Annotated in this window: 11 protein-coding genes and 3 tRNA genes; 4 read left to right on the forward strand and 10 right to left on the reverse strand. The window is 64.2% G+C overall.

Annotated features, from left to right (window positions below):
• From CEY08_RS05470 to hisN, 8 genes are all read right to left on the reverse strand, one after another.
• Positions 1-452, reverse strand: a 452-nt coding sequence (locus CEY08_RS05470; RefSeq protein ID WP_141099890.1) for a GTP-binding protein, incomplete at its 3' end; no start/stop codon positions are given.
• Between the two features lie 51 nt (positions 453-503).
• Positions 504-578, reverse strand: a tRNA-Thr gene (locus CEY08_RS05475).
• Positions 579-588: 10 nt separating this feature from the next.
• Positions 589-662: transfer RNA gene (locus tag CEY08_RS05480), tRNA-Gly, on the reverse strand.
• Between the two features lie 147 nt (positions 663-809).
• Positions 810-896: transfer RNA gene (locus CEY08_RS05485), tRNA-Tyr, on the reverse strand.
• Positions 897-1,009: 113 nt separating this feature from the next.
• Positions 1,010-2,173, reverse strand: coding sequence for an iron-containing alcohol dehydrogenase (locus CEY08_RS05490; RefSeq protein ID WP_063961632.1), 1,164 nt, complete (start codon positions 2,171-2,173; stop codon positions 1,010-1,012).
• Between the two features lie 24 nt (positions 2,174-2,197).
• Positions 2,198-3,586, reverse strand: a complete 1,389-nt coding sequence (locus CEY08_RS05495; RefSeq protein WP_042795887.1) for an aldehyde dehydrogenase family protein — start codon at positions 3,584-3,586, stop codon at positions 2,198-2,200.
• 31 nt (positions 3,587-3,617) lie between these two features.
• Entirely contained in the window at positions 3,618-5,003 is a 1,386-nt protein-coding gene (locus CEY08_RS05500; protein ID WP_042795886.1) for a glutamine synthetase family protein, read from the reverse strand.
• Positions 5,004-5,060: 57 nt separating this feature from the next.
• Positions 5,061-5,867, reverse strand: a complete 807-nt coding sequence (gene hisN, locus CEY08_RS05505) for a histidinol-phosphatase (protein ID WP_088607608.1) — start codon at positions 5,865-5,867, stop codon at positions 5,061-5,063.
• A 194-nt stretch (positions 5,868-6,061) separates the two neighbouring features.
• Here hisN and CEY08_RS05510 point away from each other — a divergent pair, with 194 nt between their 5' ends.
• The 4 genes from CEY08_RS05510 to CEY08_RS05525 are packed head-to-tail and all read left to right on the forward strand — an operon-like array spanning position 6,062 to position 10,619.
• Positions 6,062-7,069 carry an ABC transporter substrate-binding protein gene (locus tag CEY08_RS05510; RefSeq protein WP_088607609.1) on the forward strand — a complete coding sequence of 336 codons (1,008 nt, stop codon included), beginning with the start codon at positions 6,062-6,064 and terminating at the stop codon, positions 7,067-7,069.
• Between the two features lie 49 nt (positions 7,070-7,118).
• Positions 7,119-8,126: an ABC transporter ATP-binding protein gene (locus CEY08_RS05515; RefSeq protein ID WP_076816833.1), complete on the forward strand. Its 1,008-nt coding sequence runs from the start codon at positions 7,119-7,121 to the stop codon at positions 8,124-8,126.
• A gap of 31 nt (positions 8,127-8,157) precedes the next feature.
• Positions 8,158-9,840, forward strand: coding sequence for an ABC transporter permease subunit (locus tag CEY08_RS05520; protein ID WP_076816835.1), 1,683 nt, complete (start codon positions 8,158-8,160; stop codon positions 9,838-9,840).
• Between the two features lie 17 nt (positions 9,841-9,857).
• Positions 9,858-10,619, forward strand: coding sequence for a DeoR/GlpR family DNA-binding transcription regulator (locus CEY08_RS05525; RefSeq protein ID WP_013397042.1), 762 nt, complete (start codon positions 9,858-9,860; stop codon positions 10,617-10,619).
• 19 nt (positions 10,620-10,638) lie between these two features.
• Here CEY08_RS05525 and CEY08_RS05530 read toward each other — a convergent pair whose 3' ends face one another.
• Both CEY08_RS05530 and CEY08_RS05535 read right to left on the reverse strand, forming a co-directional pair.
• The gene (locus tag CEY08_RS05530; protein ID WP_076816837.1) at positions 10,639-11,640 is read right to left on the reverse strand and encodes a Bug family tripartite tricarboxylate transporter substrate binding protein; all 1,002 of its coding nucleotides are present in this window, start codon (positions 11,638-11,640) and stop codon (positions 10,639-10,641) included.
• A 163-nt stretch (positions 11,641-11,803) separates the two neighbouring features.
• Positions 11,804-13,402: a rhodanese-like domain-containing protein gene (locus CEY08_RS05535; RefSeq protein WP_088607610.1), complete on the reverse strand. Its 1,599-nt coding sequence runs from the start codon at positions 13,400-13,402 to the stop codon at positions 11,804-11,806.
• Between the last annotated feature and the right edge of the window lie 5 nt (positions 13,403-13,407).

Raw genomic sequence — 13,407 nt, forward strand, 5'->3', positions numbered from 1 at the left:
TCCACCAGCTCGAGCAGCTCGGCGTCGTCAACCATGTCAGCCTTGTTCAGGAAGACGATGATGTACGGCACGCCAACCTGGCGCGACAGCAGGATGTGTTCGCGGGTTTGCGGCATCGGACCGTCAGCGGCCGACACGACCAGGATCGCGCCGTCCATCTGGGCGGCGCCCGTGATCATGTTCTTGACGTAGTCAGCGTGGCCCGGGCAGTCAACGTGCGCGTAGTGACGCGTTTCCGTTTCGTACTCGACGTGCGCGGTGTTGATGGTGATGCCGCGTGCCTTTTCTTCAGGAGCTGCATCGATCTGGTCGTAGCCCTTGGCTTCGCCGCCGAACTTGGTCGACAGAACGGTCGTGATGGCCGCCGTCAACGTCGTTTTGCCGTGGTCAACGTGACCAATCGTACCCACGTTCACGTGCGGCTTGGTACGTTCAAACTTGCCTTTTGCCATGGCTGACTCCTGACCTGGATTGCGCTTCTGACTGAAGAAAAGAGAAATTAGTGGTGCCCATGGCGCGGATCGAACGCGCGACCTCTCCCTTACCAAGGGAGTGCTCTACCACTGAGCCACATGGGCAAATAAATCTTGGAGCGGGTGAAGGGAATCGAACCCTCGTCGTAAGCTTGGAAGGCTTCTGCTCTACCATTGAGCTACACCCGCGGCATACCCTTTCACCTTCTCTTTCCCAAACCTCTTTCAATCTGAAGCCTTGAGCACATTACAGCCTTCTTTGCGAAGGTTGCTCAGCGCTTTGAGCTTCACATTGTAAATCCAGGCCAACCGCGCCTGGATTTAGGTATGGGTCTCTGGTGGAGGAGGTTGGATTCGAACCAACGTAGGCGCAAGGCCAACAGATTTACAGTCTGCCCCCTTTAACCACTCGGGCACTCCTCCAGCGGAGAATTCGAGATTATGAACACTTTCAAATCCGCTGTCAAACGCTTCGGACGAAATATTCAAAATTCTTCTTCAACCACCGCTGCGTTTCCACGCAGAGGGGGCGAAGCTTACAGGTTTCCGCGAATTGCTGCACGGAAAAGATTGGAATACTGCTCCGGCGTGTAGTTGACGGGGTTGCTGCCGGCGGACGGATCCTCGGCGGCCATGCGCCCTACCCGCTCGGCCTGCGCATCATCGATGCCGATTTCCGCCAGTGTGTGGGGGATGCCCAGCGTCTCACGCAGGCGCAACACCCAATCCAGTACCGCGGCCGGCCCGGGTTCCGGCAGGTCCAGATAGCGCGCCAGCGCCTCCAGTCTCGGCGCTACCGCATGCTGATTGGCCTTCAGGACATAGGGCATGAGGATGGCGTTCAGCGTGCCGTGATGCGCGTCGTACAGCGCCCCCAATGGATGCGCCAACGCGTGCATGGCACCCAACCCGCGCTGGAATGCGGTCGCGCCCATGCTGGACGCCACCAGCATCTGAAGCCGCGCCTGCAGGTCGCCGCCGTTGACCACCGCTTGAGGCAGATATTCCTTTACCAGGCGCATGCCCTCGATCGCAATGCCCGCCGCCATGGGATGGAAGAACGGCGAACAATAGGCCTCCAGATTGTGCGACAGCGCGTCCATGCCAGTCGCGGCGGTGATCTTCGGCGGCAGGCCCACCGTCAGTTCTGGGTCCAGGATCACGACGGCGGGCAACATGCGTGCGTGAAAGATGATGCGCTTGACCTCGGCGGCCTCGTCGGTGATGACGGAGGCGCGCCCCACCTCGGAGCCCGTGCCCGCAGTGGTTGGCACCGCCACCACCGGCGCCATGCCGGCCACGTCGACCCGCAGGTAGTTGTCGCCGATATCCTCGAAATCCCACAGGGGCCGCGATTGTCCCGCCATCAGCGCGATGGCTTTGGCGGCGTCCAGCGCAGAGCCGCCGCCGAAGGCGATCACGCCATCATGCCGACCCTGGCGGTACGCCGCCACGCCGTCTTCGACATTACGGCCCGTAGGATTGCCTTTGATCTCGTGAAATATGCCGCATTCCTGGCCTGCATCCCGACATGCCTGCACCGCACCCGCCACCATGGGCAAGGCCGCCAGCCCCGGATCCGTCACAAGCAATGGACGCGCCATGCCGAGGCCGCGGCAGAGTTCGGGCAGTTCCTTGATGCGGCCGGGGCCGGCCTTGATGGCGGTGGGGTAGTTCCAATTGACGCTGGGCACAGTCATGGTTCGTTTCCTGAAGGCGTCGTGTCAGACGCTGCGCAGATGAAAGGATTTGGCTTGCGTAAGCTGTTCGTAGCCGACCACGGACAGCGACACGCCGCGGCCGGAATTCTTCACGCCGGTCCAGGCCAGCGCGGGATCGAGATAGTCGCAGCGATTCATGAAAAACGTGCCGGTACGAACCTGCCGGCCAATGTGCAACGCCGCTTCCTCGTCCTGGGTAAAAGCTGCCGCCGTCAAGCCGTAGGGGCTATCGTTCATCAGGCCTATGGCTTCCTCGTCGCTATCGACGGCCATGATGCCAACGACGGGTCCAAAGCACTCGTCGCTCATGATGCGCATGCGGTGATCGACATCCGTCAACAACGCAGGGGCTACATAAGGCGAGCCTTTGCTCGCTTCTTTGAAATATGATGGATCAATCATATTTCTGGCGCCGGCCGAAAGCGCTTCGTCGACGATTCCGCGGATCTCGGCGGCGGCCTTGGCCCGCACGACCGGACCCAGCGTGGTCTCGGCGTTCAGTGGGTTTCCCAGAACGTAGCTGCGCGTCAGTTCCGCGGCACGCTCGACAAACTCGTCATACCGGACGCGCGCCACGTAGATGCGCTGGATGCCACAGCAGGATTGGCCCGAATTGAAGAACGCCCCATCCACCAGGGTTTCGACCGCATGATCGATCTTGGCGTCCTCCCGCACATAAGCGGGGTCGTTGCCGCCGAGCTCCAGGCCCGCGCCGATGAAGCGTCCTGCCGCGCTTTCTTCCACGGCATGGCCGGCGCGCACGGAGCCGGTGAACGAGACGTAGCCGATCTCGGGCGCGCGTATCAGGCGATGCACGATCCCATGGTTGGCGTGCAGGTACTGGAATACGCCCTTGGGCACCCCCGCTTCCCGAAACGCGCGTTCGATGAGTTCGGCGCAGAGAGGGGTCTGGTCGGAGTGTTTTAGGATGACGGCATTTCCAGCCATCAGCGCCGGCACGATACTGTTCACCGCGGTCAGCAAGGGATAGTTCCACGGCGCTATCGTCAGGGCGACGCCGATCGGTTCGCGGCTGATGAAGCGTGTGAATCCTGCCTGGGCCGGTACCTGGATGGGAGCCAGCGCCTCTGCCGCGATCCCAATCATGTGGCGCGCACGCGTCTCGAAGCCCCCGACCTCGCCAGGCGTGTAGCGCAATGGTCGGCCCATCTGGATGGTGATGGCGCGTGCAATCTCATCCTTCGCGGCGACAAAGCGGTCCACCGCCGCGGACACGATGCGTCCTCGCGCCTCGACGCCCAACGCCTGCCACGCGGGCTGCGCGGCCTGGGCATCGGCGAGCGCCTGCGCGATCTGCGCCTCGCTGGCATAGGGGCGGCGCACGACCTCGCGCCCGTCGATGGGACTGATGGTGATGAGTTCCTGGGTCATGTCTGTCCTGCGCAAGCGTAGTGGATCGGGTTCAGATGATTTCGAAATAGCGCGCCAGTTCCCAGTCGGTCACGTGCCGCCGGAATTGCCGCTCTTCCCACTCGCGCGTGGCCGCGAAATGTTCGACGAAAGCATCGCCGAACAAATGGCGCGCGGCCTCGGACTCGCGCAGCCGCTGCGCCGATTCCCACAACGTGTTGGGCAGGCGCAAATGCGCCGGAAACTGCTGCGTGTAGGCATTTCCTTGCACCATGGGTTCGGGCGCCAGACCTTGTTCGATGCCGTACAGCCCGGAAGCCAGTGCGGCGGACAAGGCCAGATAGGGATTGGCATCGGCCGAGCCGATCCGCACTTCCACGCGTTGCGATTTGTCGCTGCCGGGAATCAACCTCAAGGCGGTGGTGCGGTTTTCCATGCCCCAGGTGGCATCAAGCGGCGCCCAATACCCAGGCACGAGGCGCGAATAGCTGTTGATGGTCTGCGCATACATGGCCATGAACTCGGGCAGATAGCGCTGCACGCCGGCCATGAAGGAGGCTTGGATCGCGCTCATTCCATGCGGCTGCGACTCGTCGTAAAAGGCAGAACGATTGGTCTTCCGGTCACGCAAAGAAAGGTGGATGTGCCCGCTCTGGCCGGGATGGTCGTGCGACCATTTCGCCATGAAGGTCGCCATCAGCCCGTTCTGCTGCGCCAGCGCCTTGGTGAAGGTCTTGAAGAGGAAAGCCTTGTCGCCCGCAGCAGCAGCCAGGTCCACCGCCAGGGCGGCTTCCAGCACGCCGGGCCCCGTCTCGGTATGCAGGCCTTCGATGGGCATGTCCATGCGTTCGCACATGTCCAGCAGCTTGCGGTAGAAATCACCTTCTACCGTGCTGCGCAGCACGGAGTAGCCGAAGTTTCCCGGCGTCCAGTTCTCCATGTTGCGATAGTTCTTGGCACGCACGGAATGCGGCGTTTCGCGGAACATGAAGAACTCGTATTCAAGCGCAGCGTAGACGTCGTAGCCCATGCCGGCGGCGCGATCCAGGGTTCGGTGCAGCAGCCGGCGCGGACAGATGGCGCCCGCATCGCCTTCAAATTCCGCGAGGAACAGCAGCATGTCCTCGCCGCCCGGCCCCTGCTCCAGCGGCAATCGGCGGCCACTTTGCGGAATGATCCTGAGCTTGGCGTCGGGATAAGCGGTGTGCCACCCCGTGTACTTCGTGTTGTCGTAAAGCTGGTCGTCCAGGTCCCAGCCGAACACCACGTCGCAGAACGCCAGCCCTGAACGCAGCGCGCCCAGGAATTTGTCGCGCCGCAAGTATTTGCCCAACATGACGCCATCGACGTCGGACAAGCCTACTTTGATGTGCGAGAGCTGGCTGGCTTGCACCAGCCGCTCCGCGTCTTCCACCGTTGCTACCCCTAGTGCATGCATGCTCGTTCACCCTGTGACTGAAGCGTTGCGTTGACCTGCGGGCGGGCGGCGCGGCGTTCAGGTCATGGCCGCCCCCAGCACCCGCATCGCCTGGCGATGCAACTGCGGCGTGGCGGCCGCGACGACGCGGCCCTGCGATTCGAGGCCTAGCGGCAGCCCCGACCAATCAGTAATGACGCCACCAGCCCCTTCGATCACGGGCATCAGCGCCAGATAGTCATACGGCTGCAGCCCGGACTCGACCACCAGATCGACATGCCCGCTGGCCAGCAGGCCGTAGCTGTAGCAATCGCCACCGTAACGGCGCATGCGCGCAGCCTGTGTCAACGCGTCGAAGGCGGCCAACTCCGCGCCGGCAAAAATGTCCGGCGAGGTGGCATACAGAATGGCCTGGCGCAGTTCGGTGCACGTGCTTGCGCGACAGCTTGCGCCGTTCAACTGGGCCGAGGCGCCGGCCACGCCAACCCAGCGCTCGTCCAGCATGGGCACGTCGATCACGCCGAGCACAGGTCTGCCCCGATGCAACAACGCCAATAGCGTGCCCCACAGCGGATTGCCGGAAATGAAAGCCCGGGTGCCGTCGATGGGATCCAGCGACCACACCAGCTCGGCCTCGGCATGCGAGACGCCGAATTCTTCGCCGAAGATGCCGTGGTCCGGATACTGCTGGCCGATAGCCTCACGCAAGGCGGCCTCTACCTCCCGATCCGCCTGCGTGACGGGGCTCTCGTCGGCTTTGGTGTCAATGGCCAGCGGATGCCGGAACCACTTGCGCGACAAGGGACGCACACGGTCCGCCAGCGCCTGGGCGAACGAGGAGTACGCGGCCAGCTGCTGCTCGGATAACGGCGGTGAAGTTTGCATCGATGAGCTCCAGGCGTGGCGCGGGGAGATGCGCCTACGCCAAAAAAACCCTTGAATACTGGTTTTTCCAGTCTAGACACGTTGCCACAAATTTGCAAACATACATAAAACTGCAACCCGCCGGACTTGTTGCAGAAGGCTGTCCACCTACGTAGCTCGCCACCGTTGCCGTGTATTCCAACCGGAGTCCCATCATGCAATGTATGAAGAAGCTTAGCCTTGTGGTTGCAGTAATTTCCCTAGGTTGGACGCAGGCCCACGCCGGCGCCATCACCGTCTACACCGCTCTCGAAGAAGACGAAATTGCGGCCTATCTGAAAGCCGCCAACGCCGCCATGCCGGATGTGAAGGTCAATGTGCTGCGCTTGTCCACCGGCGATCTCGGCGCCCGCCTGATCGCCGAGGCTTCCAACCCGCAGCAAGACGTGATCTGGGGCTTTGCCGTCAGCAATATGCTGGACCCGCGCCTGCAGAACCTGCTGGAACCGTATGCCGCCAAAGGCATGGACGCCCTGCCCGCCCAATACAAAGGCGCCGACCAGAAATGGTTCGCGGCCACGGGCTATGTGGCCGCCTTCTGTGTGAACACCGACAGGCTCAAGTCCAAGAACCTGCCCATGCCCACATCCTGGGAAGACCTGACCAAGCCGGTCTACAAGGGCGAAATAGTTATCCCCAGCCCGGCGGCCTCCGGCACTGGCTATCTGCAGATCGTCGCGCTGCTACAGGGCATGGGCAAGGAAAAAGGTTGGGCGCTGCTCAAGGACCTGGACAAGAACGTGGCGCAGTACACCCCGTCGGGCTCGCGTCCGTGCAAAATGGCCCGCGCCGGGGAATATGCCATCGGCGTGTCCTTCGCTTTCCCCGCCATGCAATCCATCGAAGAGGGCTTTCCCATCAAGATGGTGATCCCCTCCAAATGGGTCGGCTACGAGCTGGAAGCCTCGGGGCTGATGAAGACGGCCAAGAACCCCACCGACGCCAAGCGCTTTCTCGACTGGACGCTGTCTGCGCAAGCCGGCAGCCTGTACAGCAAGTACAAGGAACTGGTGACGATACCTGGCGCCACGCCCAACAAAGCCGCCGAAGCCGCCGGCCTGCCCAAGGACCTGACCGCCGTGCTGTACCCCGTGGACTTCCCCAAATCCGCCGCGGAACGGGACGCCACCATCAAGACCTGGCAGGACACCATCAAGCGTTGACGGCCAGGCGGCCGGCGACAAGCCGGCCGCCGCCTGTCCTGGAGACGCCATGTATCTGGAATTGCGCGGAATACGCAAGACGTTCGATGCCTCGGTAGCACTGGAAGACATCGACCTGTCCGTGGGCGAGCACGAATTCGTCTGCCTGCTCGGCCCCAGCGGCTGCGGCAAGACCACCTTGCTGCGTATCGTGGCGGGCTTGCTGCCCTTCGACCGCGGGACGATCACACTGGGCGGGCGCGACTTGAGCGCGCTGCCTGCGCGCAAGCGCGGCTTCGGCATCGTGTTTCAGTCGTACTCCCTGTTCCCCAACATGACCGTCGCGGAGAACGTGGGTTACGGCCTGCGCATCCGCGGCGAATCGCGTGAACGCATTGCGGCGCGCGTGAAGGAATTGCTGACGCTGATCAAGCTGCCCGACCACGCCGAACGCTATCCGCACCAGCTGTCCGGCGGCCAGCAACAGCGCGTGGCTCTGGCTCGCGCGCTGGCCGTGGACCCCGCGCTGATCTTGCTGGACGAACCCCTGTCCGCGCTGGACGCGCGCGTGCGCACCGATATGCGCGCCGAGATCCACGACGTCCAGCGCCGGTTGAAGATTCCCACGGTGATGGTGACGCACGATCAGGAAGAAGCGCTCACGCTTGCCGACAAGATCGTCTGCATGAACGACGGGCGCATCGAGCAGGTGGGCTCGCCTTCCGATTTGTACCTGCGGCCGCGCACGCGCTTTGTGGCAAATTTCGTGGGACTGAGCAATCTGCTGCCCACCGACTGGGTGCGCGAGGCCATGCCCCAGTTGCTGGCGACGCGCCCCGAGGGCGCCAGCGAGCGCTACGAGGCCTGCCTGCGGCCGGAAAACCTGCGTATCGCCGCGGACGAGCACGGACCTGGCCGGGTGCAGGACATGACTTTCATGGGCAATCTCACTCGCTTGCGGGTGGCCTGGCAGGGACGCGAACTGCTGGTGGAACAGCATGGCGCGGCCGGGCTGTCACGCGGCGCCTCCGTGCGGCTGGACATGGAGCCCGGCCAGTGCGCCTGGGTAAGCGTATGACGGGTCACACCTTGCCTGCCGGAGCCGCCGCTTGAGCGCCGCCCACGCCAGCACGGCCATCGCGGCGCCAGCCGGCCGCGCGCCCTGGTCGGCGGACCGTGTACTGCTATGGAGCTGCGTTGGCATACCCCTGGCGGGCCTGGCGCTGTTCTTTCTTTATCCGCTGGCGACCGTGGCCTGGCGCAGCCTGGTGGAGAAGGACGGCTCGGTCGGCCTGGGCAACTACGCCGAGGTATTCGCCACCCGCGGGGTGCTCACCGCCACCCTGAACAGCCTGGTCATGAGTGCCGCCACCACGGTGGTCAGCGTGGCACTGGGCTTTGCCATCGCCTATGGGCTGGACCGCAGTTGCATGCGCGGCAAGGCCGCCGTGCGGCTGGCATTGGTGCTGCCCCTGCTGGCGCCGTCGCTGGTGCAGGGCCTGGGGCTCATCTTCCTGGTGGGTCGCAATGGGCTGGTGCACCGCTGGACTGGCTGGGAAATCGATATCTACGGCTTCTGGGGCCTGCTGATCTCGAACGTGTTCTACGCCCTGCCCCAGGCCGTGCTGATCCTGCAGGCGGCCTTGCGCAACATGGATGCGCGTTACTACGACGCAGCCGAGGTCATGGGCGCTTCCAGCGCGCGCCAATTCTTCGACATAACCCTGCCCAACTGCAAGTTCGGCCTGCTGAGCGCCGCCTTCGTGGTATTCGTCATCACCATTACCGACTTCGGCAACGCCGCGGTGATCGGCGGCAACTACCGGGTTCTGGCCACCGAGATCTACAGCCAGGTATCCGGGCAGATGAACTTCGGCATGGGCTCCGTGGTGGGCATCCTGCTGTTGCTGCCTTCGCTGATATCGGTGCAGATCGAGCGTGTCGCCTCCCAACGGCAGTTCGGCTCGGCCTCGCCCAGCGGCCAGAGAGTCACGCCGCAACGGGCCCGGGGACGCGATGCGGCGTTTACCGCCGGCGTGCTGCTGGCCAGCGGCACAATCATCCTGACGGTGGCCACGGTCGTATTCGCGAGCTTCATGCGGCTGTGGCCGTACCGCATGGAATGGACGCTGAAGCACTACGACATCACGGTAAGTGGCGGTTATGCGCCGCTATGGACGTCCCTGTACATCTCCCTGGCGGCAGCGAGCGGTGGCGTGCTGTTGCTGTTCTTCCTGAGTTTCGGGGTTTGCCGCATCCCCAGGGCGTGGGCCAAGCTGGTGTATCTGGTGTCGGTACTGCCGGTAGGCGTTCCTGGCCTGGTGCTGGGCTTGTCATACATCTTCGCCTTCAACGCCCCCGGCACGCCCCTGTACGCGCTTTATGGCAGCGCCGCGCTGATCGCCATGTGCAACTTCTACCACTATCACACGCAAGGCTTCCTGACGATGATGACCGGTATGCGCGCCGTGCCGCAGGCCCTGGAGGAGGCTGTCAGTTGCCTGGGCGGCGGCACGCTGCGGGTGCTGCGCGACGCGGTGTTGCCCTTGATCGGCCCGACCGTGCTGGGCGTGTTCTTCTTCCTGTTCATGCGGTCCATGGTGACTCTGTCGGCAGTAATCTTCCTGGTCACGCCCTCGGTCAGCGTGGCGCCGGTCTCCGTCCTGCGCCTGGACGAAGCCGGGTTCGTTTCGCAGGCCGCAGCCTATTCAACCCTTATCATGCTGGTCGTGGGAGGTTCCCTGCTGGCATTGCGCGCGCTGATCGCCGCAGCCGCGAGGCGCCGGACATAGATTAGGAAGCATCGGACATGTGGCAAGAAGAGCGGTATCAGAGAATCCGCGCCCTGCTGTCTTCATTGCAGCAGGTATCGACCGACCGTATCGTCGGCGAACTAGGGGTCTCGCGGGAAACGGTCAGGCGTGACCTGTTGGAGCTGGAGGCAATGGGGGAACTGCGGCGCGTGCATGGCGGCGCCGTGCCGGTGCACAGCGAGCCGCCCATCGCGGAACGCGTGCATACGCGCGTCAAGTACAAGCGCGCCATCGCGCGCGCAGCCGCCGGCCTGGTTTCCAGCGGGCAGACATTGTTCCTGGATGCGGGCAGCACCACCAGCGTGCTGGCCGACGAGCTGGCCAAGCTGTCGGGCCTGACCGTCATCACCAACTCGTTCGACGTAGCCTTGAAAGTAGGCACGGCCGGCAATGGCGCGAACCAGCTGATCATGCTGGGTGGATCCGTGGGCGGGCCGGTCTGCGCCACGGCTGGCGACATCACGATCGCCGAGATCCACCGTTATCGCGCGGACCTTGCGCTGCTGTCGCCGGTGGGCGTGGACGCCGAGTTCGGCGCCACCAACTACGATCTGCGCGAGGCGGAGGTGGCGCGAGCGATGGCGGCCAATGCCAAGCAGCTGGTGCTGTTGGCCGACTTCAGCAAGATCGGCCTGTGCAGCCGCGTGTCGTATTGCAGCGCGGACCGCATCGACCATCTGGTCACCAACACCAGCGCGCAGAAGTCGCCCGCCTACGCCGCCTTGAAATCCGCGGTTGGCAAAGTCGTGGCGGTGTAGCGCAGGCGGGGCCGCAGCGTCAGTCCAGCGATACGCCGGCAGTCTTCACCATATCGGCCCAATACACAGTGTCTTCCTGCAGCCGCGTCTTGAATGCGGCGGGCTGGCCGCCAACCGCCCAGCTGCCGCCGCTGTTTATCTTGGCGATCACTGCTGGCGATTTCATTGCCTGCGCCACGGCTTGCGCCAGATAGGCGATGCGCTCGGGCGGCGTCCCCGCGGGTGCGAACAAGCCGTACCAATCGTCGGCGGTGATGCCCTCCATGCCCGCCTGCTTGAGCGTGGGCGCCCCCTTGAAGATGCCGATGCTGTTCTCGTGGCTGAGCGCGAGAATGCGCAGCTTTCCGGCGGCGACCATGGGCTCGGCCGACGCGGGCGAAGTTATCAACATGTCCACCGTGCCGCCCATCAGGTCGGTGATGGCGGGCGCCGCCCCGCGGTACGGCACATGCACGAGCTTCACGTCTGCCTTCTGCGACAACAGCGCGCCCATCAAATGGCTCATGGTGCCGTTGCCGGGCGTTGCGTAGGTAATGACGCCGGGTTGCTTGCGCGCGGCCTCCAGATAGTCGTTCAGCGTCCGGTACGGGCTTTCGCTGCGCGCCACCAGCACGAGCGGCGCGGACGTGATCTGCGAGATCGGCGTGAAGTCCTTGACCGGGTCGAAGCCCACGTTCTTGTACAAGCGCGGGTTGACCGCCATCACACTGGTTTGCGACATCACCAGGGTGTAGCCGTCGGGCTTGGCTCGCGCGACCTGCGCCGTGCCCAGGTTGCCGCCCGCGCCGGAGCGATTTTCGACCACCACGCTTTGGCCCGTGATGGCGCCCAGCTCCTGCGCGAGCAGCCGCGCAACGCCGTCATTGCCGCCCCCCGGCGGAAATGGCGAGACGACCGTGATGGCCTGCTTGGGATAGTCCGGCAAGGGCGCGGGCGCCTGTGCGTGGACTGCGCCCGCCCACAGCAAACCGGCCATGGCCGCGGCAGCGGCCTTGCTTACGTGCAATGCATGGTGCTTCATCTGGTTTCCCCTTGTGGTTGGCGACCGGATACTCGGCCGTCCTTTGCATTTCGGTTCGGCAAGAACCGTCCGCACCCCGGCCGTGAAGGCCGGGGCGTACTTTTCGGGTTGATGCGTTTGCGGTGTCGCGAGGCCGGGTCAGGCCTGCACGGCGGTTCCGGTATCAGCGGACCGGAAAGCGATAGCCCGCCAATTCGCGTTCGTCGATCTGCTTGACCAGATTGGTCTCCCAGGCCAGGTACTGGCGCGCGGCCGCCTTATTGCCGTCGTGGCGGTCATGCACGAAAAACAGATAGTCGATGCACTCGGCGTCGGCAGGCTCGGCAGGCGTGGACGCCAATGCGATTCCTTGCGCGGCCCAGCCCGAGGGATCGCCGGTGTTGACCTGGATGTCATGCACGCCCGACGCCCGGAGATCCTGCGCTGCCCAGGCGGCCAGGGCGGCGTCTTCGGCGAGCAGCACCACGGGACGCGTTCTGTCCAGGCGCAAGCCGGCCAGACGCGGGCGGATGGACCAGCGCGCGCCCACGATATGGTTGGCGCGATAGCGCATGCTGGGACGAAGGTCGACCAGTTGCGCGTCTTGCGCAAGCGCGGCGGCAAGCTGTGCGTCGCTCAGCAGTGGCACTGGCGGCGCCAGCACCTTTTCCACAGGGTTGTCCAGGCGGGCTTGAACGCCTTCACGCAGCACGCTGGCGTCCCAGCCCATCTGCCGCAGCCAGCTCGCGACCACAGGCGCGCGTACGCCTTCAGCGTCAAACACGACGATGCGCGCGCCCCGCACGGCCACGTATTGGTCCGTGGCCTGGATCAACTGGCCGCCGGGTGCGTGTTGCGCGCCGGGCAAGGAACCTTGCGCGTACTCTTCGGCGCTGCGCACATCGCACAGGAAGGTGCTGCGAGCCGTATCGCGCAACCAGGCCTGCACTTCGTCCGCATCCACCATGGGCACGCCATGGCTCTCGGCCAGCTGCAATGACCGCTGGGTCAGCGCCGGCAGGTCCTGGGGCGCGATATTGTCTTCGTAGCGGCGACGCGCGCCGTGTTCGAGTTGCAGGTCTTCGAGATACCAGCCTTGAGTGCCGTTCTCCAATGCATAGACAGGATTGGGCACGCCCAGGTTGATGAGCGTTTGCGCGCCGATGATGCTGCGCGTGCGGCCGGCGCAGTTCACCACGATAGTGGTGCGGGGGTTGCGTGCCAGCGTATGGGCGCGCAGCGCCAGCTCTCCATTGGGGCAACAAACGCCGCCGGGGATGCTCATCTTCTGGTATTCGGCAAACGGCCTGCCGTCCAGCACGATCAGATCGTCGCCGCGGCGTTGGCGTTCGGCAAGTTCACGCGCGCCGATGCGGGGGGTGTGGAAAACTTCTTCGGCCAGCTCCCCGAAGGTTTTGCTGGGCACGTTCACGCCGGCAAAGACGGCGTAGCCGTCGCGCTGCCATTGCGCGATGCCGCCGGCCAAACGGTGCACGTTGCGGTATCCGAGCGCAGCCAGCGCATGCGCGGCGCGATACGCCGTGTCGTCGGCGCCGCCGTCGTCGTAGATCGCTACCCGCACATCCCGCCTCGGCGCCAGACGCACGATATCCACTTCCAGCCGGCTATACGGCACGGGCGCGGCGTAGAACAGGTGCCCTTCGCCATACTGGCCATGTTCGCGCACGTCCAGCAGCGCGATCTCGGCGCCGTCGTGCAGCCATTGCTTGAGCGTGTGAGGATCGATGTCGGCAACGGAATGGTCTTGGATGGGGTGCATCATGGAAC

Origin of the sequence: Achromobacter insolitus (genome assembly GCF_002209555.1) — a bacterium.
GTDB lineage: Bacteria > Pseudomonadota > Gammaproteobacteria > Burkholderiales > Burkholderiaceae_B > Achromobacter > Achromobacter insolitus.